Origin of the sequence: Streptomyces sp. NRRL S-1022 (assembly GCF_000720135.1) — a bacterium.
Lineage (GTDB): Bacteria > Actinomycetota > Actinomycetes > Streptomycetales > Streptomycetaceae > Streptomyces.
On the sequence record NZ_JOIU01000006.1, the window covers coordinates 1 to 18,771 of the forward strand.

At 73.5% G+C, this 18,771-nt stretch carries 21 protein-coding genes; 10 read left to right on the forward strand and 11 right to left on the reverse strand.

The features are described from left to right. Both IG05_RS0108055 and IG05_RS0108060 read right to left on the reverse strand, forming a co-directional pair. Positions 1-705: maltotransferase domain-containing protein (locus tag IG05_RS0108055; RefSeq protein WP_030340483.1), on the reverse strand; the 705-nt coding region annotated here is incomplete at its 3' end. A gap of 108 nt (positions 706-813) precedes the next feature. Beyond that, positions 814-1,113 carry a DUF5133 domain-containing protein gene (locus IG05_RS0108060; RefSeq protein ID WP_030340484.1) on the reverse strand — a complete coding sequence of 100 codons (300 nt, stop codon included), beginning with the start codon at positions 1,111-1,113 and terminating at the stop codon, positions 814-816. A gap of 304 nt (positions 1,114-1,417) precedes the next feature. On the opposite strand from IG05_RS0108060, the gene IG05_RS0108065 reads away from it, so the two are divergent. After that, positions 1,418-1,930, forward strand: a complete 513-nt coding sequence (locus tag IG05_RS0108065; protein ID WP_030340486.1) for a hypothetical protein — start codon at positions 1,418-1,420, stop codon at positions 1,928-1,930. Further along, complete coding sequence (gene glgX / locus IG05_RS0108070; protein WP_107051318.1) at positions 1,927-4,071, forward strand: glycogen debranching protein GlgX; 2,145 nt, start codon at positions 1,927-1,929, stop codon at positions 4,069-4,071. The genes IG05_RS0108065 and glgX overlap by 4 nt, the downstream gene beginning before the upstream one ends. Before the next feature lie 41 nt (positions 4,072-4,112). Here glgX and IG05_RS0108075 read toward each other — a convergent pair whose 3' ends face one another. Continuing rightward, on the reverse strand, positions 4,113-4,922 hold the full coding sequence (locus tag IG05_RS0108075; RefSeq protein WP_030340490.1) for a VOC family protein: 810 nt from the start codon (positions 4,920-4,922) through the stop codon (positions 4,113-4,115). Between the two features lie 128 nt (positions 4,923-5,050). Between IG05_RS0108075 and IG05_RS0108080 the strand changes: the two genes are divergently transcribed. Then, complete coding sequence (locus IG05_RS0108080) at positions 5,051-5,365, forward strand: ANTAR domain-containing protein (RefSeq protein WP_030340492.1); 315 nt, start codon at positions 5,051-5,053, stop codon at positions 5,363-5,365. A gap of 3 nt (positions 5,366-5,368) precedes the next feature. Here the strand turns inward: IG05_RS0108080 and IG05_RS0108085 are convergent, their stop codons facing one another. Then, positions 5,369-6,166: an RNA polymerase sigma factor SigF gene (locus IG05_RS0108085; RefSeq protein WP_030340494.1), complete on the reverse strand. Its 798-nt coding sequence runs from the start codon at positions 6,164-6,166 to the stop codon at positions 5,369-5,371. A 248-nt stretch (positions 6,167-6,414) separates the two neighbouring features. Here IG05_RS0108085 and IG05_RS0108090 point away from each other — a divergent pair, with 248 nt between their 5' ends. From IG05_RS0108090 to IG05_RS0108105, 4 genes are all read left to right on the forward strand, one after another. Beyond that, a complete protein-coding gene (locus IG05_RS0108090) occupies positions 6,415-6,870 on the forward strand; it encodes a MarR family winged helix-turn-helix transcriptional regulator (RefSeq protein WP_030340495.1) in 456 nt (151 codons plus the stop codon). Between the two features lie 219 nt (positions 6,871-7,089). Further along, the gene (locus tag IG05_RS0108095) at positions 7,090-7,920 is read left to right on the forward strand and encodes an ABC transporter ATP-binding protein (RefSeq protein ID WP_030340497.1); all 831 of its coding nucleotides are present in this window, start codon (positions 7,090-7,092) and stop codon (positions 7,918-7,920) included. Next, the gene (locus tag IG05_RS0108100; RefSeq protein WP_030340498.1) at positions 7,880-8,740 is read left to right on the forward strand and encodes an ABC transporter permease; all 861 of its coding nucleotides are present in this window, start codon (positions 7,880-7,882) and stop codon (positions 8,738-8,740) included. The genes IG05_RS0108095 and IG05_RS0108100 overlap by 41 nt, the downstream gene beginning before the upstream one ends. A gap of 189 nt (positions 8,741-8,929) precedes the next feature. Then, the gene (locus IG05_RS0108105) at positions 8,930-9,454 is read left to right on the forward strand and encodes a hypothetical protein (RefSeq protein ID WP_030340500.1); all 525 of its coding nucleotides are present in this window, start codon (positions 8,930-8,932) and stop codon (positions 9,452-9,454) included. A 31-nt stretch (positions 9,455-9,485) separates the two neighbouring features. Here the strand turns inward: IG05_RS0108105 and hemC are convergent, their stop codons facing one another. The 4 genes from hemC to IG05_RS0108125 form a co-directional block, all read right to left on the reverse strand. Beyond that, complete coding sequence (gene hemC, locus IG05_RS0108110) at positions 9,486-10,427, reverse strand: hydroxymethylbilane synthase (RefSeq protein WP_199808268.1); 942 nt, start codon at positions 10,425-10,427, stop codon at positions 9,486-9,488. Positions 10,428-10,445: 18 nt separating this feature from the next. Continuing rightward, entirely contained in the window at positions 10,446-11,426 is a 981-nt protein-coding gene (locus IG05_RS0108115; RefSeq protein ID WP_030340505.1) for an ATP-dependent DNA ligase, read from the reverse strand. A 280-nt stretch (positions 11,427-11,706) separates the two neighbouring features. Then, positions 11,707-13,221, reverse strand: a complete 1,515-nt coding sequence (gene glpK / locus IG05_RS0108120) for a glycerol kinase GlpK (protein ID WP_030340506.1) — start codon at positions 13,219-13,221, stop codon at positions 11,707-11,709. Positions 13,222-13,264: 43 nt separating this feature from the next. Next, entirely contained in the window at positions 13,265-14,032 is a 768-nt protein-coding gene (locus IG05_RS0108125; RefSeq protein WP_030340508.1) for an IclR family transcriptional regulator, read from the reverse strand. A 186-nt stretch (positions 14,033-14,218) separates the two neighbouring features. On the opposite strand from IG05_RS0108125, the gene IG05_RS0108130 reads away from it, so the two are divergent. Then, positions 14,219-14,638, forward strand: coding sequence for an ATP-binding protein (locus IG05_RS0108130; RefSeq protein WP_030340510.1), 420 nt, complete (start codon positions 14,219-14,221; stop codon positions 14,636-14,638). Here IG05_RS0108130 and IG05_RS0108135 read toward each other — a convergent pair. Together IG05_RS0108135 and IG05_RS0108140 are read right to left on the reverse strand one after the other, a co-directional pair. After that, positions 14,578-15,903, reverse strand: a complete 1,326-nt coding sequence (locus IG05_RS0108135) for a PP2C family protein-serine/threonine phosphatase (protein ID WP_078893963.1) — start codon at positions 15,901-15,903, stop codon at positions 14,578-14,580. The two genes, IG05_RS0108130 and IG05_RS0108135, sit on opposite strands and share 61 nt — an antisense overlap. A gap of 97 nt (positions 15,904-16,000) precedes the next feature. After that, positions 16,001-16,759, reverse strand: a complete 759-nt coding sequence (locus IG05_RS0108140; RefSeq protein WP_030340514.1) for an IclR family transcriptional regulator — start codon at positions 16,757-16,759, stop codon at positions 16,001-16,003. 281 nt (positions 16,760-17,040) lie between these two features. On the opposite strand from IG05_RS0108140, the gene IG05_RS0108145 reads away from it, so the two are divergent. Both IG05_RS0108145 and IG05_RS0108150 read left to right on the forward strand, forming a co-directional pair. Beyond that, positions 17,041-17,421, forward strand: a complete 381-nt coding sequence (locus IG05_RS0108145) for a membrane protein (RefSeq protein WP_030340516.1) — start codon at positions 17,041-17,043, stop codon at positions 17,419-17,421. Next, on the forward strand, positions 17,418-17,885 hold the full coding sequence (locus IG05_RS0108150) for a peroxiredoxin (RefSeq protein ID WP_030340518.1): 468 nt from the start codon (positions 17,418-17,420) through the stop codon (positions 17,883-17,885). The genes IG05_RS0108145 and IG05_RS0108150 overlap by 4 nt, the downstream gene beginning before the upstream one ends. Before the next feature lie 347 nt (positions 17,886-18,232). Here the strand turns inward: IG05_RS0108150 and IG05_RS0108155 are convergent, their stop codons facing one another. Further along, entirely contained in the window at positions 18,233-18,667 is a 435-nt protein-coding gene (locus IG05_RS0108155) for a cupin domain-containing protein (protein ID WP_030340520.1), read from the reverse strand. Between the last annotated feature and the right edge of the window lie 104 nt (positions 18,668-18,771).

Below are 18,771 nucleotides of genomic sequence, written 5' to 3' on the forward strand. Positions count from 1 at the left end.
GCCCATGTCCGCGATCGCACGCAGCCGGCGCGCGGCCGTGCGGAACGTGCCGTGCGGCTGCTCGGCCGTGCCCTCGGAACGGGGGAAGAACTCGTACCACGAGCCGTACAGGGCCCGTTCACGCTCCACCAGCAACGGCATCGGATCCGACGCGGTCACCAGCTCCCGCAGCGGATGGCGGGCCAGGACCGCCTCCACCTCCGGCGCCAGGGCGGCCTTCAGCCGGTCGTGCACCGACCGGGAGTCGTCGCCGAGGGCGTGCGCGGCGGCCAGGACCAGCTGGCGCTCGGGCCCCTTGGGCACGCCGGCGGCGGCCCGCTCGTACAACTCGGCACCCTCCTCCAGCACCAGGCCGGTGTCGATCCCGGCCGGCACCTTCACGGACGCGGTGTGCCGCCACGTCGCCAGCGGGTTGCTCCACGCCTCCACCCGGAAGGTCCAGCGGCCGGTCGAGTCGGGGGTGACCTCGGCACCCCAGCGGTCGCTGCCCGGCGACAGCTCCCGCATCGGTGTCCAGGGGCCGCGGCGGCCCTTGGGATCACGCAGGACCACGTTCGCGCCGACGGCGTCGTGCCCTTCGCGGAACACGGTGGCCGTGACCTCGAAAGTCTCCCCGACCACCGCTTTCGCCGGGCGCCTGCCGCACTCCACGGCCGGCCGGACATCGCGTACCGGTACACGGCCGATGGCCGGGGTCCTGCGCATGTATCTCACCTCCGCCGTGCGCGGAGCCGGGCACCCGGCCCGGCTCCGCGATCCAGGAATCGGGCCGGCGTGTGCCGGTCCGAGAGGAACGCCTTGTACGGTGCCAGGTCAGGGGCTTGGCGCCGTGGAACGCCGCTCCGGTGGCGGCGCTCTTCTGGCCGCCCGACGCGGCTGCGTCCGTCCGTCCTGCTCGCGCAGGTAGGTGACCAGGTTCGTGCGGAGATAGCGCTCGGCGGCGTCCGCTGCCTCGCGGGCGCAGCGTTTGCCCATCAGCACGCACAGCGTGTAACCCGAGTCCTCGAAGGTGGCCCGGACCGTGCGGTCGTGGGGCGAGGCGAGCATGACGCGCTCCCACGCCCGGTAACGCCGCAACTGCCGGGCCACTTCGGCCTTGGCGGGTAGCAGCATGGCCCTCATTCACCTTCCACGCTCTCGACTGGGCACGTTCCCGACGGTCGGGTGGTGTCCGCGCAGGGGAGGGCGCGGCACCGTTACGGCGATCGAGGCTTTCACTTATGGTGCACGCGCGACGACGCAGCGTCTTGTTGGATCTTCAACGAGTGGGGTGTCGGTGGCTCCTGTTGCACGAATGGCGTAGTGCCCTCACCGTGGAGGTGACTCAGAAGCGATCAACGCTCACGCTGGGTGTCCGGGATCCCTCCCGGACGGGGCGAGGGGAGCGATGAGCTTCGCCGGTGAGGAGCAAGCGACGATGAAGACCGCAGTGCCCTGCTACTACCACCTCGACGTGGAAGTCAGCCCGGAACGGGTGGGACAGGTCAGCCGCATCCTGGCCGCCCACCTCCGTTACTGGGACCTCGACAACCTCGTGGACCCCGTCTGCCGCGGCGCCGAACTGCTGCTGCGGGCGATCGACGCGCACGCGAACGACAAGCACACCTCCATCGAGATGTGGTGGAACGGCCAGCACCTGATCACCGCGTTCGGCGACGACGACCCGGGCCTGCGCCCGGACACGGACCTGCGGTCCTGCCTGGCGGACATCGCCGCCATGAGCGACGGCTGGGGCTGCTGCGCCCCGGACACCGGAAGCAAGATCATCTGGTTCTCGCAGCGCGCCCGGGCCGGCCAGCGCGTCCCGCTGGTGCCCCTCGCCCCCGACCCCGCCCTGCGGGAAGGGCTCCGGGTGCCGCGCGAGGAGGCCATGGCCGTACTGGCCGGGCCGGCGGCCGCCGCCGACGACGCCCTGGAAGGCCGCCGGTGACCGCGCGCAAGTCCCGCAAGGGGGTGCCCGTGTGGAGCGGGCACCCCTACCCGTTGGGTGCCTCGTTCGACGGACAGGGCACCAACTTCGCTCTGTTCAGCGAGGTCGCCGAGCGCGTCGAGCTGATCCTGGCCGACGACGCCGGCACCCTGACGCCGGTCCGGCTGCACGAGGTCGACGGCTTCGTGTGGCACGCCTACCTGCCCGGCATCGGCCCCGGCCAGCGCTACGGCTACCGGGTGCACGGCCCCTGGCAGCCGGCGCTCGGCCACCGCTGCAACCCGGCCAAGCTGCTGCTCGACCCCTACGCCCGGGCCGTGGACGGCCAGATCGACAACCACGCCTCGCTGTACGAACGTGCCCCGGACGGGCCGGCCCCGGCCGACAGCGCGGGGCACTCGATGCTGGGCGTGGTCACCGACCCCTTCTTCGACTGGGGCGACGACCGCCCGCCCCGGACGTCCTACGCGGACTCGGTGATCTACGAGGCCCACGTCCGCGGCCTGACCATGACCCACCCGGAGGTCCCGCAGCGACTGCGCGGCACCTACGCGGGTCTCGCGCACCCCGCCGTGACCGAGCACCTCACCTCGCTCGGGGTGACCGCCGTCGAGCTGATGCCGGTGCACCAGTTCGTCCAGGACGGCGTGCTCCAGGACCGCGGTCTGTCCAACTACTGGGGCTACAACACCATCGGCTTCTTCGCCCCGCACAACGCCTACGCCGCCTTCGGCACCCGCGGCCAGCAGGTCGACGAGTTCAAGGCCATGGTGAAGGCGCTGCACGCGGCCGGCCTCGAAGTCATCCTCGACGTGGTCTACAACCACACCGCCGAGGGCAACGAACTGGGCCCCACCCTTTCCTTCCGGGGCATCGACAACGCCTCCTACTACCGTCTGGTCGACGGTGACTGGGCGCACTACTACGACACCACCGGCACCGGCAACAGCCTGCTGATGCGGCACCCCTACGTGTTGCAGCTCATCATGGACTCGCTGCGGTACTGGGTCACCGAGATGCACGTCGACGGCTTCCGCTTCGACCTCGCGGCCACTCTGGCCCGGCAGTTCCACGAGGTGGACCGGCTCTCGGCCTTCTTCGACCTGATCCAGCAGGACCCGGTGATCAGCCGGGTCAAGCTGATCGCCGAGCCCTGGGACGTGGGAGAGGGCGGCTACCAGGTCGGCAACTTCCCGCCGCTGTGGTCGGAGTGGAACGGCAAGTACCGGGACGCCGTACGGGACTTCTGGCGTGCCGAGCCCGGCTCGCTCGGCGAGTTCGCCTCCCGGCTCACCGGCTCCTCCGACATCTACCAGCACAGCCGGCGCCGGCCGCGCGCGAGCGTCAACTTCGTCACCGCGCACGACGGGTTCACCCTGCGCGACCTCGTGTCGTACAACGACAAGCACAACGAGGCCAACGGCGAGGACAACCGGGACGGCGAGAGCCACAACCGGTCCTGGAACTGCGGCGCCGAGGGCGAGACCGACGACCCGGCCGTCCTCGAACTCCGCGCCCGCCAGCAGCGCAACCTGCTCGCCACGCTGCTGCTCTCGCAGGGCATCCCGATGCTGTGCCACGGCGACGAACTCGGCCGCACCCAGCGCGGCAACAACAACGCCTACTGCCAGGACAACGAGATCTCCTGGGTGGACTGGGACCTCACCGACGGGCAGCGCGGCCTCGCCGAGTTCACCCGGCACCTGATCGCGCTGCGCGCCGCGCACCCGGTACTGCGCCGGCGCCGCTTCTTCCGCGGCGAGACGGTGACCAACGCCGTGCAGCCGCTGCCCGACCTGATGTGGCTCAGGCCCGACGCCCGCGAGATGACCGGCCGGGACTGGCAGCGCGGCGACGCGCACTCGGTCGGCGTGTTCCTCAACGGGGACGCCATCGCCGAACGCGACCCCTACGGCCGCCGCATGGTCGACGACTCGTTCCTGCTGCTCGTCAACGGCTACTGGGAACCGGTCGTCTTCCGCCTGCCCGACGGCTCCTTCGGCGACCGCTGGACCACCGTGATCGACACCGCCGACTCCGACGGCATCCCCGACGAACGCGAACACAAGGCGGGGACCAGGCTCCGTGTGGAGGCACGCAGCCTGGTCCTGCTGTCACGTCCGTCGCGTGCCGGCAGCTGACCCGCCCGGCCGGCGGGGCCGCGGCCGACCGCTCCGCCGGCTCAGCGGGCGCCCCGTGACGTCACCGTGAACTGGGCCCCGTCGGGGTCGCGCAGGATCGCCTCGGTCTCGTCCTCGCGCAGGACGCTCCCGCCGTGCTTCTCCGCCGCGCGGGCGCAGCCGGCCACGTCGGCCACCGAGAAGTGGATCTGCCAGTGCGGCCGCACCCCGGGGTCCGGAGCCGCCTCCACCGCGCCCGAGTCGATACGCGCCACGATGTCACCGCGGCTGCGCAGCACCACCTCGCCGCCCTCGTACTGGACCTCGCAGCAGCCCGGCTGCCCGGTCGCCCAGTCCAGGACCTCGCCGTAGAAGATCGCGGCGTCGAACGCGTCCCGGGTGTGCAGCCGGACGAAGGTCGGCGCCGCCTGCCGCCAGGCCTCCCAGTTGGTGACCAGCTCGCCCTGCCAGATCCCGAAGGTGGCCCCGTCCCGGTCGGCGAGCAGGGCCGCCCGGCCCGGCGGGAAGGACAGCGGCCCCACCGCCGAAGTGCCGCCCCGCTCCCGGACCCGGGACACGGCCACGTCCGCGTCGGCCACGGCGAAGTAGGGCGTCCAGGCCACCGCCATCTGCCACATGGAGGCGACGGCGGCGATGCCCGCCACCGGGACCCCGTTGGCCAGGGCGATGCGGAAGTGCTCGCCGAGCTTGACGCCACGCCAGCGCCAGCCCAGCACGGCCGCGTAGAAGTCCTGGGTGGCCTGGAGATCGCGGCTGGTCAGGCTCACCCAGCATGGCGCGCCGACGACGGAGTGGGTGGAGACGACTTCTTTCCTGCGCGGTACGGCGCCGGCGGGGATGTCCTGGTTCATGGCAGTCGCATCCTGCTCTCGGGGCCGGGCGGCCACCGGTCTGACACCAGTGTCCGGCCGGAACGGGGTGGAACGCCTCCCGTGTACCCCGGGTGGCGGCCGTGCAGCCCCCTGCGCAGGATGGAGGGATGGGAGAGAGCGAGCCGGACCGGGTGGCCGCGCTGCAGACGGAGGTCCACCAGCTGAAGGAGGCCATGACCTCGCACGCGGTCGTGGACCAGGCGATCGGGATGATGGTGGCCCTCGGCCGGATCAGCCCCGACCAGGGATGGCAGGTGCTGAAGGACGTCTCCCAGCACACCAACATCAAGCTGCGCAACATCGCGGAGCTGATCCTGATCTGGGGGCGGCGCGGCGACATCCCGCCCGACGTCCGGGCCGCGGTGGAGGACGCCCTGGACCGGTACGGCCCCACCCAGGTGCCGGGCTCCGAGGAGCGGTAGCCCTCAGCGGGCGCGGACCTCTGCGAGCAGTTCCTCGCGCAGCCGGTCGAAGCAGCCGCTGAGCAGCCGGGAGACGTGCATCTGCGAGATACCGAGCTGCTGGGCGATCCGGCTCTGCGTCATCCCGCCGAAGAACCGCAGGTAGAGGATGGTGCGCTCGCGCTCCGGCAGCGCCGCGAGGCACGGTTTGACCGCGGCCCGGTCCACGACGAGGTCGTACCCCGGGTCCGGCCCGCCCAGCGAGTCGCCGAGGGCGTAGCCGTCCGTGCCGGCCACCTCGGCGTCGAGGGACAGCGCGGAGAAGCACTCCAGCGCCTCCATGCCGGTGCGCACCTCGTCCTCGCTCAGCCGGGTGTACGCGGCGATCTCGGCGACGGTGGGGGCCCGGCCCGCCGTGGTCTGCGCCAGCTCCTTCGTGGCGGTACGGACCCGGTTGCGCAGGTCCTGCACCCGGCGCGGTACGTGCAGGGTCCACATGTGGTCCCGGAAGTGGCGCTTGATCTCGCCGGTGATGGTGGGCACGGCGTACGCCTCGAAAGCGCGGCCGCGGTCGGGGTCGTAGTGGTCGACGGCCTTGACCAGGCCCAGGGCGGCCACCTGGTAGAGGTCCTCCAGGGCCTCGCCGCGGCCGCGGAACCGTACGGCGATCCGCTCGGCCATGGGCAGCCACAGCCGGACCAGCTCGTCCCTGAGCGTCTGGCGCTCGGGTCCGTCGGGCAGTCCGGCGAGGCGCTCGAAGGCGATTGCCGTGTCCGGGGCGTCGTCGTGGGGGTGGGGCTTCGTGCTGCCGGTGACACGCATCGGGCGCACCTCTCTCAGCAGGTGCCGGGATGGACAGACACCGTGGGAGGTGCGCGCGGACCTTGGATGACACCGGGGCGCCGGCGGATGCCGCCTCCCACGGACGTGCCTCCTGTCCGAAGCACTGTCCTGCCCTTTCCCGCTGACGGACATCTCAAAACAAATACGGTCAAACAGTATTTTGGTCCGAGGCGCACATGACCGCCCGTCGGGAGGCGGTACCTCTGTGCCAGAGCTAATCTCCGAAGGTGGAAGCCGACGCCTTTCCGGAGGAACTGGCCGACGTGCTCGTGGGCGTCCAGCGGCTGATCCGGCGCAGGCTGCGCGGCGGGGCCCCCGGGCCCCGGCTGCGCGGTGCGGAGGTCGAACTGCTCCGGCTGGTCGAGGCGCGGCCGGGCGTCGGCGTCTCGGCGGCGGCCAGACGGCTGCACCTGGCCGGCAACTCCGTGTCGACGCTGGTCAATCAGCTCGTCCGGGACGGCTGTCTGGTCCGCGAGGCCGACCCGGCCGACCGGCGTGCCGCCCGCCTGTCGCTGACCGCCGCGGCCGGGCAGCGGCTCGCGGACTGGCGGCGCCGCCGGACGGAACTGGTCGGCCGGCACGTGTCCCGGCTCGCCGAGACCGACCGGGAGGCCCTGCGCGCCGCCCTGCCGGCCCTGCGCAGGCTGGCCGCCACGCTGCACGAGGAGACCGAGGAGACGTAGCGCCAGGGAGACACCATGCCGACCGACACCCCCGAGCCCTCAGCAACCACCGGACCACCGGTCACGCCCGGTCCCGGCGCCCGCACCGCCCCCCTGACCGCCTCCGGCCCCGCCGGCCCCCCGGGCCCCTCCGAACCTCCCGGCAGCGTGGAAGCCCTCCGCGGCGCCCGCACCGCCGGAGGTGTACCCGGGGGCGAAGCGGCCCGTGCCGTCGGCGGCGTGGAGGGCGGGCGGGCGGCTGTCGTCTGCGAGCGGCTCGCCTACTCCTTCGCGGAGGCGCGGGCCGTGGACGGGCTTGAGCTGGTGGTTCGGGAGGGGGAGGTGTTCGGGCTGCTCGGGCCCAACGGGGCCGGGAAGACGACCGCCATCCGGTGCATCACCACCCTGCTGCCGGTGCCGGCCGGGACGGTCCGGGTCTTCGGGCACGACGCCGCCCGCGAGCGCATGGCGGTGCGCCGTCTGCTCGGGTACGTGCCCCAGCAGCTGTCCGCGGACAGCGGGCTCACCGGCCGGGAGAACGTCGTGCTGTTCGCCCGGGTCTTCGACGTGCCGCGACGCGAGCGGGCCGCACGCGTCGGCCAGGCCCTCGCCGCCGTCGGTCTCGCCGACGCTGCCGACCGGCTGGCCGGCACCTACTCCGGCGGCATGGTCCGCCGCCTGGAACTCGCCCAGGCCCTGGTCAGCGCGCCCCGGCTGCTGATCCTGGACGAGCCCACCATCGGCCTGGACCCGATCGCCCGCACCGGCGTCTGGGAGCACATCGACGCCGTCCGCGCCGCCACCGGCATGACCGTCCTGGTCACCACGCACTCCATGGACGAGGCCGACCAGTACTGCGACCGGGTCGGCCTGATGCACCGCGGCCGCGTCCGCGCCCTCGGCACCCCGGCCGCGCTGCGCCGGGGCCTGGCCGAGCGGCAGGGCACCGACCGGCTGCCCACGCTGGAGGACGTCTTCCGGGACGTCGCCGGCAGTGGCCTGGACGACCGCTCCGGAGGAGGTTTCCGCGATGTCCGAAGCACCCGCCGCACCGCCCGCCGCGTCGGCTGACGGCACCCCCGCGCAGGACACCGCCCTGCTGCTCACCCCGCCCGTGCCGCGTGCGGGCTGGCGGCTGCTGCCCGCCCGGGTGGCCGCCCTGTGCGCCGTGGAGCTGCAGAAGCTGCGCCACGACCGGACCGAGCTGTACACCCGCGCGGTGCAGCCCGCCCTGTGGCTGCTGATCTTCGGCCAGACCTTCACCCGGATCCGGGCGATACCCACCGGCGGGATCCCCTACATCGACTACCTGGCACCCGGCATCATCGCGCAGTCGGCGATGTTCATCGCGATCTTCTACGGCATCCAGATCATCTGGGAGCGGGACGCGGGCATCCTCAGCAAGCTGCTCGTCACCCCGACCCCGCGAGCCGCCCTGATCACCGGCAAGGCGTTCGCGGCCGGTGTCAAGTCACTGGTCCAGGCGGTCGTCGTGATCGTGATCGCCGCGCTGCTCGGCGTCGCTCTCACCTGGAACCCGCTCAAGCTGCTCGGCGTGGCCCTCGCGGTGGTCCTCGCCTCCGTGTTCTTCTCCTGCCTGTCGATGACCATCGCCGGCATCGTGCTCAGCCGCGACCGCCTGATGGGCTTCGGGCAGGCGATCACCATGCCGCTGTTCTTCGGCTCCAACGCCCTGTACCCCGTCTCGGTGATGCCGGGCTGGCTGCAGGCCGTCAGCAAGGTCAATCCGCTCAGCTACCAAGTCGACGCCCTGCGGGGCCTGCTGCTCGGCACGCCCGCGCATCTCGCCGCGGACTTCGGGGTGCTGGCGGTGGCCGCCGCCCTCGGTGTCACGGCGGCATCCGCGCTGCTCGGCCGGCTGGCCCGCTGATCTTGCCGCGACGTGATGTGCCACACGCGCCCGCGGCCGGCCGGGAGGCACCGCGAACGAGTTCTTCCTGCGCAGCGCTTGATCACTGATCAAAGCGGGTGAATTCCCTGGCCACAGCGCATTCTGCTCATTTGACAGTGCACTCGGCACACAGATAGACAGCACCTCTCGGAGGTCGAGAGGGGCACTGTGTACGAGCCGAACGTGGTCGGGGACTGGCAGGAGTACGAGGAGCATGCCGGTCTGCGGGTCCGCGTCCACCGCCTGGAGGCGGCCGAGCCGCCGCGCGGCCGGGACGACGCCGCGGCCGGGCTGGCGTACTTCAGTGTCCGGGTGACCGTCGAGAACCGCGGCGCGCGCCACCACGGCATCCATCTGGAGGACGGCCAGATCGACGTCCGGGTCGGCCCGGACGGCGAGGGCGCCTTCATCGACTGGCGCAACTCCCAGTTCATCGAGGGCTTCGACGTCTATCCGCTGCGCCGGGCCACCGCGGTCCTCTACGCCGCCGCACCCGAGGCCGCCCTCACCCACGTGGACGTACAGGTCCAGCTGCGGGTGGACGACGAGTGGACCGACCGCCGGCTGTGGGCGGGCGGCATCGGCGCCGTGGAGTCCACCACGGCGGCCGCGCCCTCGGGCACCTGTCAGGGCAGCCTGGCCCACCAGGTCAGCGCCTTCCTGAGGGACCAGGCGGAGCCCGGCTCCGCCTGACCCGCGCGGGCGGCGCCCGCCGTACGACGTCTCAGTGCGGGATGCCGTCGATGATCTCGCGCGCGCCCTGCCGGAGCAGTGCCACCGCGACCGACGTGCCCAGCGTGGCCGGATCCAGCCGGCCCGCCCACTCGTGCGCGTTCAGCCGGGTCTTGCCGTCCGGGGTGAAGACACAGGCCCGCAGGGAGAGTTCACCGCTGCGGTCCACGCGCGCGTAGCCGGCGATGGGGCTGTTGCAGTGGCCCTGGAGCACGTGCAGGAACATTCGTTCGGCCGTCGCCTCCCGGTGGGTGGCCGGGTCGCCGAGTCCGCTGACCGTGTCGATGAGTTCGGCGTCGTCCTCCCGGCACTGCAGGGCGAGGATGCCCGCGCCGATCGGCGGCATCATCGTCTCCGGGGACAGCACCTCGCTGATCACGTCCGTCCGGCCGATGCGCTCCAGGCCGGACGCCGCCAGCAGCAGCGCGTCCGCCTCGCCGGCGGCCAGCTTCGCCAGCCGGCGGTTGGCGTTGCCGCGGAACGGCACGCACTCCAGGTGCGGGTGGGTGGCGGCCAGTTGGGCGATCCGGCGCACCGCGGAGGTGCCGATCCGGGTGCCGGCCGGCAGCTCGTCCAGGGTGAGGCCGCCGGGGTGCACCAGCGCGTCCCGGATGTCGTCCCGCTTCAGGAACGCCGCGAACACCGTCCCGGCCGGCAGCGGCCGGTCGGCGGGCACGTCCTTGACGCAGTGCACCGCGAGGTCCGCCTCGCCGGCCAGCAGGGCGGCGTCGACCTCCTTGGTGAACGCCCCCTTGCCCTCGACCTGGGACAGATCGCCGAGCCACTTGTCGCCGGTGGTCTTCACCGGGACGACCTCGGTGCGCACGCCCGGCTGGAGTACCGCCAACTCGGCGCGGACCCGCTCCACTTGGGCCAGCGCCATGGGCGAGTCACGGGAGACGATTCGGATCAGTTCGGGAACCGGCATGCGCACACGATAGACCCCCGCGCCTCATCCCACGTCCTCGGGCAGGTCCGCCGCCGACTCCTCCGGGGCGAGGTCCGGGCGCAGCCGCAGCCAGGACGGCTGGCGGAGCATCCCGTGCCGGGTCCGGGTGCTGTAACCGACCTCGCCCACCAGCCGGGGCAGCACCCAGCGGGCGCCCGGCACGCGCGGCACCGGGTCGAAGGGGCACCGGTCGCTCGCCGCGTCCCGCAGCAGTTCCGCCAGCCGGACGCGCTCGGCCTCGCTCCAGCCGGTGCCCACCCCGCCGACGTACCGCAGCCGGCCGCCGGCGTCGCGCTGGCCGGCCAGCACCGCGCCGGGCAGTCCGCTCAGCCGCCCCTTGCCGGGCAGCCAGCCGCCGACGATCACGTCCTCCGCCCGCATGTTGCGGATCTTGATCCAGGCGCGGGAGCGCACCCCGGACTCGTACACCGAGTCCAGCCGCTTGCACACCAGGCCTTCCAGGCCGTGCTCCCGGGTGGCGCGCAGTGCCTCGGCGCCGTGCCCGGTCACGGCGGCCGGCGTCGACCAGTACGGCCCGGTCAGCCCCAGCTCCTCCAGCCGCGCCCGGCGCCGGGCGTACGGCAGCCCTACCAGCGGCTCCCCCAGGTAGGGCACGTCGAACAGCACCAGGTGCACCGGCACCCGGGCGGCCCGTCGCGCCGCCCGCGCGGGAGCGTGCGCCAGCCCCATCCGGCTCTGCAGCAGCTGGAAGTCGGCCCGCCCCCGCTCGTCCAGGGCCAGCACCTCGCCGTCCAGTACGGCGGGTACGGTGCCCAGCGCCCCGCCGAGCGGCCGGAGTTCGGGGTAGGCCGCGGTGATGTCCTCGCCCGAGCGGGCGCGCAGCAGCACACTGCCGTCGCCGGGCAGGTAGGCCATCACCCGCTGCCCGTCCTGCTTGGTCTCGTACGCCCACCGCGTGTCCTGGGCGGCCGGCGGCAGCGTCCCGGGGGTGGCCAGCATCGGCGGGATGAGCGGCAGCGTCACGGCGGTCACGGCAGAAGGTCTCGACCGGGCCGGGCGCCCTCACGCTCCTTTCCGCGCGGGTTCCCCTGAACGGGCCCGCCGCGGGCGCCGTACCCCACCGCCCGCACGGGCGACCTCGCCGCCCCGGCCGAGGACCCGGGACGGAACGCGGGACTGCGCGCCACCCGGGACGAGGCGGCCACCGGTCTCGCCGACTCGATCGCGGGCCTGTGGCCGGCCCCTGCCGGCACCGCCCGCCGGACCGCCGGCGGCCGGGTCCGGGCCGCCCGGCGAGGAGGGGTCAGGACGGGCGGGGTGTCCGCACCCAGCCCAGCGAGCGTTCGACGGCCCGCTGCCAGTTCTCGTACTCCGCCTCCCGCCGCCCGGGGTCCATGGCGGGCAGCCACTGCGCGGCCCGGTGCCAGTTGCGGCGCAGCACCTCGAGTCCGGGCCAGTAACCGGCGGCCAGCCCGGCCGCGTAGGCAGCGCCGAGCGAGACGGTCTCGGCGACCATGGGCCGCACCACCGGCACGCCGAGCACGTCGGCCACGAACTGCATGAGCAGGTTGTCCGCGGTCATGCCCCCGTCGACCTTGAGCTGCTGGAGGGAGACGGCGGAGTCGGCGTTCATGGCGTCGACGACCTCCCGGGTCTGCCAGCCGGTGGCCTCCAGGACGGCGCGCGCCAGGTGCCCCTTGGTGATGTACGAGGTGAGGCCGACGATCACCCCGCGCGCGTCGCTGCGCCAGCGCGGCGCGAACAGTCCCGAGAAGGCGGGGACGATGTAGCAGCCGCCGTTGTCCTCCACCGTGCGCGCGAGGGTCTCGATCTCCGGGGCGGTGCTGATCAGGCCCAGGCGGTCGCGGAACCACTGGACGAGGGCGCCGGTGACGGCGATCGACCCTTCCAGGGCGTACACCGGCGGCTGGTCCCCGATCTGGTAGGCGACGGTCGTGAGCAGGCCGTGCCGGGACCGTACGAGGTCGGTGCCGGTGTTGAGCAGCAGGAAGCTGCCCGTGCCGTAGGTGCACTTGGCCTCGCCCGGGGAGAAGCAGGTCTGGCCGAAGAGGGCGGCCTGCTGGTCGCCGAGGGCGGCCGTGATCGAGACGCCCGGCAGCAGCGAGCGGGCCTCGCCGTACGGCTCGGCGGACGACCGGATCTCCGGCAGCATCGAACGGGGCACACCGAAGAAGTCCAGCAGTTCGTCGTCCCAGGCGAGCGTGCGGATGTTCATCAGCATCGTGCGGCTGGCGTTGGTGGCGTCGGTGATGTGCAGGCCGCCGTCGGTGCCCCCGGTGAGGTTCCAGATCAGCCAGCTCTCCATCGTCCCGAACAGCACCTCGCCGTCCCGGGCCCGGTCCTCGATCCCCTTGACGTGGTCGAACAGCCACCGGATCCGCAGCGCCGAGAAGTACGTGGAGGGCGGCAGCGCGCACCGGTCGAGGAAGAACTCCTCGCCGGGGTGCTGTCGCAGCCCCTCCACGAGCGATGCCGTACGGGTGTCCTGCCAGACGATCGCCCGGCCCAGCGGTGCGCCGGTGCGCCGGTCCCACAGCACCGTCGTCTCGCGCTGGTTGGCCAGACCGATGGCGGCGACCTGCTCCTGCCCCACGCCGGCCTCGGACAGCGCCTCGGGCACGACGCGCCGCAGGTTCTGCCAGATCTCGACGGCGTCGTGCTCGACCCATCCCGGCCGGGGGAAGTGCTGCTGGTGTTCCTTCTGCGCGACCGAGACCAGCCGCCCACGGTGGTCGAAGAGGATGCAGCGGGTCGAGTTGGTGCCCTGGTCGATGGACATCACGTACCGTTCGGCCATGATCGGGTCTGCCTTCCGAGGGATCGAGGGCGGCTGTCCTGGGCTACCAGCGGGCGGCTCCCAGGTCTCTGGAGATCGCCCGCGAGGCCTCGCGGATCAGGCTGATCAGAGGGGGGCGGGGGTGGCCCTGGCCGTCGCAGATCCGCTCGACCGGCCCGGACAGCCCGATGGCGCCGACGACCAGGCCGCCGTGCCCCCGGATCGGCGCGGCGAGCCCGGCCTCGCCCATGCTCATCTCCTGGACCTCGGCGGCCCAGCCGACCTCCCTGACCTCGGCGAGCGCGCGGGCGAGCCGCTCGGGGTCGACCAGGGTGTGCCGGGTGTAGGCCTCAAGCGCCGGCTCCCGGCCCGGCTCGACGACCGCGGTCCCGTAGGCCAGCAGGACCTTGCCGAGGGAGGAGGCGTGCAGCGGGAGCAGCGCGCCCACGTCCAGCGTCTGGAAGGTGTCGTCCGGCCGGAAGACGTGGTGGACGATGAGTACCTGGCCCTCCAGCGGGGTGCCCAGACGCACCGCCTCCCCGCTGCGGGCGGCCAGCGCGTCCGCCCAGTTCAGGGAGCGTGAACGCAGTTCGTTGACGTCCAGGTAGCTGGTGCCGAGGTGCAGCAGGGCGGCGCCGAGCTGGTACTTCCCGGTGGCCGCGTCCTGCTCCACGAAGTCCACGTGCTGGAGCGTGCGCAGAATGCCGTGGGCGGTGCCCTTCGCCAGGCCGAGCGACGCCGCCACCTCGCCGAGACCGAGTCGGCGGGGGCCACCGGCGAGCAGGCGCAGGATCGCCGCCGCCCGTTCGATCGACTGGACTGGGCCGGCCATGAGCCGAGCCTATTACCGCCGTGGACGCTTCGCCGTGCGGGCGGGACCCGGCGCCCGGGCCGGGCCGTTCGGTAATGCCGACCGATGTTCATTGACCAGCCCGATTTGTCTCCATAGCGTGCATGGGAGCCCGGAAGACGCCGAGGACGGCGCCCGACCGGGCGGCACACACCATCGGGAGAGAACATGGCGGCACAGCTCAACACGCTGCTCCGGGCGGCATGCGAACACGTGTGTCCGGTGCCGCCCGTCGCCGGCGCGGTCTCGTCCGTACGCCGGCGTGCGGCGGCGCTCCTCGCGGACTGGAACGTGTCCTGCGAGATCGTCGAGGACGCGCTGCTCGTCGTGTCCGAGCTGGCAACCAACGCGGTCATCCACGCCCGCCCCCCGGCCGAGCTGCGATTGTCATGGGGCAGCGGCCGCCGCACCCTGCGCATCGAGGTCACGGACGCGGGACCCGCGCGTCCGGGGAGCCGGGCGCTCGGCGGGTTCGACCCGGACGAGCACGGCCGGGGCGAGGCGATCGTGCGCGCCCTGGCGACGCATTACGGCATACGGATCCACCCGGGCGGGGTCACCCGCTGGGCCGAGCTGGTCGCCGGCTGAGGCGAACCGGTGGCGGTCCGCAACGCCGTGTCCGGTACGGAGGGCTCCCGCGGCCCGGAGACCGGCTCCCGCGCGGTCTCCTCGCGTACCTCCGCGGTCTCCTTGGTTCCCTTCGTCTCCCTAGTCTCCCTCGCCTCCTTGCGGAGCAGGAGCAGGGCGGCGTCGTCGTGCAGCCGGCCGCCGACGTGCGCCAGCAGCTCGTCGTGGAGCGCGGTGAGCGTGCGGGCCGGCTCGTCGCCGACGTGGCGGGCCACGCCGTCGGCCAGCGGGTAGAAGGTGCGCGTGTGGTCGCGGGCCTCGGTGACCCCGTCGGTGTAGAGCAGCAGCTGCCCGCCCACCTCGAAGGGGAGCCGCTGCAGGCGGGGTGCCTGGCCGGACAGGGCGCGCAGGCCTAGGGGCGGGGCGGGAGGGTCGGCCTCCAGTGCCTCGACCTCTCCGGACGCCGATATCAGCAGCGGGGGCGCGTGCCCGCAGTTGACCACCTCCAGGTGCCCCGACGCGGGGCAGCCGGCGACCACGGCGGTGACGAAGTCGTCCGGGCCGAGGTTGCGCGCCAGGCTCCGCTCGATCCTGCCGACGACGGCGAGCAGGTCGGGCTCGTCGTGGGCGGCCTCGCGGAACACCCCGAGCACGAGTGCGGCGGTCCCCACGGCGGGCAGCCCCTTGCCGCGTACGTCACCGACGATCAGCCGGATGCCGTGCGGGGTGGGCACCAGGGCGTACAGATCCCCGCCGATCCGGGCCTCGGCCGCCGCGGCGCTGTAGCGGACGGCCACCCGGTACGGGCCGACGGTCTCCGGGACGGGCTGGAGCAGGGCCTGCTGGGCGGCCTCGGCGACCGAGCGGACGGCCGCGAGGACCCGCTCCCGGCGGCCCCGCAGCACGCTGGCCAGGCCGCTCGCCGCGGTGACGGCCAGGAGGGCGCACAGCACGGCCGCCAGGTCCCGTGCGGCGGTGCCGTGCACGGTGCCCAGCGCGGTGCCCGTCGCCGCGGCGAGGAGGCCGGCGCCCAGCACCCCGAGCGGCCCGTTGGTGGTGGCCGCCAGCGCGGGTCCGGCGGCGAGCAGCGGCAGCCAGACCATCCCCGCCCCGCCGGCGACGTCGACGAGCACGACGACGGCGACGACCAGGACCGGCAGCGCGGGCATGCCCGCGGCCAGCTGGCCGGAGGCGCGCCGGCGGACGGACCCCCAGGCCCCGGCCGCACGGTTTCCGGACAGCCTCGTGGGTGGGTGGTCACCACCATGGTGTCGGGGCTGGCTCATGTCTCGTCCGCAGTCCTCGCCGGTAGGGGGTGCACACCCGTAATGTCCGTTTCATCTAGAGAACGGGCTGGGCGGGGCGGCGGCAAGGAGCGGGTTTTCAGATAGTGAGCGAGAGCCCCCGGGTCACCCGGCTCGCGATGGACAGCAGCCGGGCCCGGATGTCCGGGAGGCGGTCCCGCCGCTCCACCGGCAGGGAGACGCCGAGCGAGCCGATGACGCCGCCGCGGTAGACGGGGACGGCGACGCAGACGGTGCCGATCGCGTACTCCTCCAGGTCCGTGACGGCCGGTGCCAGCGGGGGCGACTGGATCCGGCGCAGCAGCTCCGGGACGCTGGTGACCGTCCGGGGGGTGAGATCGGCCAGGTGGTGCCGGGCGAGGTAGTCCCGGCGGGCTTCCTCGTCCATCTCGCGCAGCACGGACTTGCCCAGCGCGGTGGCGTGTCCGGCGTCCTCGAACCCGACCCAGAGGTCCACCCGGGGAGTCCGGGGCCCGTCGACGATATCGGCGACCCTGATCTCGCCGTCCTCGTAGAACGTGAGGTAGGCGGCGGTGGACAGCTCGTCCCGCAGGGCGGCCAGGGTCGGGCGCACGCGGCTGAGCAGCGTCTGGGTACGGCTCGCCGTGTGCAGCGAGTCCAGCCGGTCGCCGAGGACGAAGCCGCCGTCGTCCAGCTTCCGCACGTACCCGTCGTGCACCAGGGTGCGCAGCAGGTGGTAGGCGGTGGCCAGGGGCAGCCCCGTCTCGCGTGCCAGCTGTTTCGCGGGCGCGCCGTTCTCGTGCTCGCTCACCGCCTCCAGCAGCCGGAACGCCCGCTGCACGGAGCCGATGAGGGTGGGTCCGTCCTGACCACCCATGGCACCAGGCTGCCCTGCCCTCCCCGGCATCGGCAAGACCGGATCACCGCACCCGCCCTCCCCGGCATCGGCAAGACCGGATCACCGCCCCGCGAGACCCGGCCCGCCGGCGTCCTCACCCGCCGCGCGGAGGACCCGTGTGCGGTCCCCGGCAGCGCCGAGGTGATGAGCTACGCCACCGTCTCCCTGCGAACGCCCCGCGGGCCCGGCGCCGCCCCGGCCGGCGGTCGCCGGGTCTACCGTCCAGTAATATCCGGCGGCAGGCCACCAGAGGAGGAACCGTGCCCCGGTCCGAACGCTCACCCCTGCTGCTCGCCGGTCTGCTGGCAGCCGGCGGAATCGCCCACTTCGCCGCCCCGCGCCAGTTCGACGCCGTCATCCCCCGTGCCCTGCCGGGCTCGCCCCGCGCCTGGACGTACGGCAGCGGCGTCGTGGAGCTGGCCCTGGCGGCCGGGATCGCGGCGCCCGCGACCCGCGCGGTGGCGGCGAGGGCGGCCGCCGCGTTCTTCGTCGGTGTGTTCCCGGCCAACGTCAAGATGGCCGTGGACTGGCGCCACCGGCCGGCGCCCCTGAAGGCCGCGGCCCTCTCCCGGCTGCCCCTCCAGGTGCCCCTGGTGATGTGGGCGCGCGCGGTGGCCCGCGGTGGGGAGGGGCGGTCGTGACCGAGCGCCTGACGATCGGCGACAAGGCCGAGGACTTCGCCCTGCCCGACGAGACCGGCACCACCCGCCGGCTCACCGAACTGCTCGCCGGCGGCCCGGTCGTCCTCTTCTTCTACCCCGCCGCCCTCACCCCCGGCTGCACCGCCGAAGCCTGCCACTTCCGCGACCTCGCCGCCGAGTTCGCCGCCGTCGGCGCCCGGCCGGTCGGGATCAGCGGGGACACCGTCGACAAGCAGCAGGAGTTCGCCGGCCGGCACGGCCTGGGCATGCCGCTGCTCTCCGACGCCGACGGTGCGGTCCGTGAGCGGTTCGGCGTCAGACGCGGCTTCTCCCTCGCCCCGACCAGGCGCGTCACCTTCGTGATCGCCCAGGACCGGACCGTCCTGGAGATCGTCCGCAGCGAACTGCGCATGAACACCCACGCCGACCGGGCCCTCGCCGCCCTGCGCGCCCACCGAGGCTGAGGCGGACCGCTCCGCGCTTGAGGAGCCGGGGCGACCGGAACATCCGGGGCGTACGGAGCATGGCGCCGCCACGGCGGTCGTTCCACGCGCAGGGCACGGTGACCGGATGGAGCGAGGGCGCACGGCTGCTCACCGGCCACCCGGCCGGCGAGGTCGTGGGCCGGCCGGCGGCGCACCTGCCGGCCGCGGCCGCCCCCGACGGCCTGACCGCCCAGGCCCTTGCAGCAGGCGTCCATGTCCATGTCGGTCTGCGACCTCCGGCAGTGCCATCTGCACGTCAACACCACCGCCTGCCAGGTCATGGGCGCAGGACCGGCCGGGCCGAACAGCCGCTGCCCGAGGGCTGATCACTGGAACGGGCAGCCCGGGTTCGCCGCGTCCTCGGAGAACGGCGCGCCGTGCGGCAGCACGTACAGCACCTCCAGGACGAGCGGCGTGTCGCCCAGGTTGCGGCCTATGTGCACGTAGTCGGCGCCGGGCGGCTCCTGGATCGACGTACCCGTGCGGTACACGCCGTCCGAGGCGCACCCGGCGTCGAAGTGGCTGAGCGTGCCCTGCTTCACGACGCCGTACAGCGGACCGTCGTGGTAGTGCCAGCCGGTGCTCTGACCGGGCGGGACGGTGATCTCCCGGAGGGTGTAGTCGGTGCCCCCGACGGTCGTCTGCGTAAGGATCCTGGCCGTCACCCCGGGGCCCGCCGGGGTCGCCCCGGCGGAGCCACAGGTCAGGACGGCGGCGGCGGTCACCAGGCCGGTCACGGCGGTACGGAGCACGGTGCGCATGCGGGGCCTCCAGGGACGCGAGCGGATACCGCCGCGAACCTAGAGCCGCCGGCACGCCCGTCGGGGCCGGAACCCGAGAATCCGTGTTCATCCGGCCGCGTGCC

Excerpts from the sequence above, each read along its gene's own strand:
- IG05_RS0108060 (WP_030340484.1), bottom strand. The coding sequence starts at position 1,113 with ATGCTGCTACCCGCCAAGGCCGAAGTGGCCCGGCAGTTGCGGCGTTAC.
- IG05_RS0108065 (WP_030340486.1), top strand. The coding sequence starts at position 1,418 with ATGAAGACCGCAGTGCCCTGCTACTACCACCTCGACGTGGAAGTCAGC.
- IG05_RS0108075 (WP_030340490.1), bottom strand. The coding sequence starts at position 4,922 with ATGAACCAGGACATCCCCGCCGGCGCCGTACCGCGCAGGAAAGAAGTC.
- IG05_RS0108080 (WP_030340492.1), top strand. The coding sequence starts at position 5,051 with ATGGGAGAGAGCGAGCCGGACCGGGTGGCCGCGCTGCAGACGGAGGTC.
- IG05_RS0108085 (WP_030340494.1), bottom strand. The coding sequence starts at position 6,166 with ATGCGTGTCACCGGCAGCACGAAGCCCCACCCCCACGACGACGCCCCG.
- IG05_RS0108100 (WP_030340498.1), top strand. The coding sequence starts at position 7,880 with ATGTCCGAAGCACCCGCCGCACCGCCCGCCGCGTCGGCTGACGGCACC.
- glpK (WP_030340506.1), bottom strand. The coding sequence starts at position 13,221 with ATGGCCGAACGGTACGTGATGTCCATCGACCAGGGCACCAACTCGACC.
- IG05_RS0108125 (WP_030340508.1), bottom strand. The coding sequence starts at position 14,032 with ATGGCCGGCCCAGTCCAGTCGATCGAACGGGCGGCGGCGATCCTGCGC.
- IG05_RS0108130 (WP_030340510.1), top strand. The coding sequence starts at position 14,219 with ATGGCGGCACAGCTCAACACGCTGCTCCGGGCGGCATGCGAACACGTG.
- IG05_RS0108135 (WP_078893963.1), bottom strand. The coding sequence starts at position 15,903 with ATGAGCCAGCCCCGACACCATGGTGGTGACCACCCACCCACGAGGCTG.
- IG05_RS0108140 (WP_030340514.1), bottom strand. The coding sequence starts at position 16,759 with ATGGGTGGTCAGGACGGACCCACCCTCATCGGCTCCGTGCAGCGGGCG.
- IG05_RS0108155 (WP_030340520.1), bottom strand. The coding sequence starts at position 18,667 with ATGCGCACCGTGCTCCGTACCGCCGTGACCGGCCTGGTGACCGCCGCC.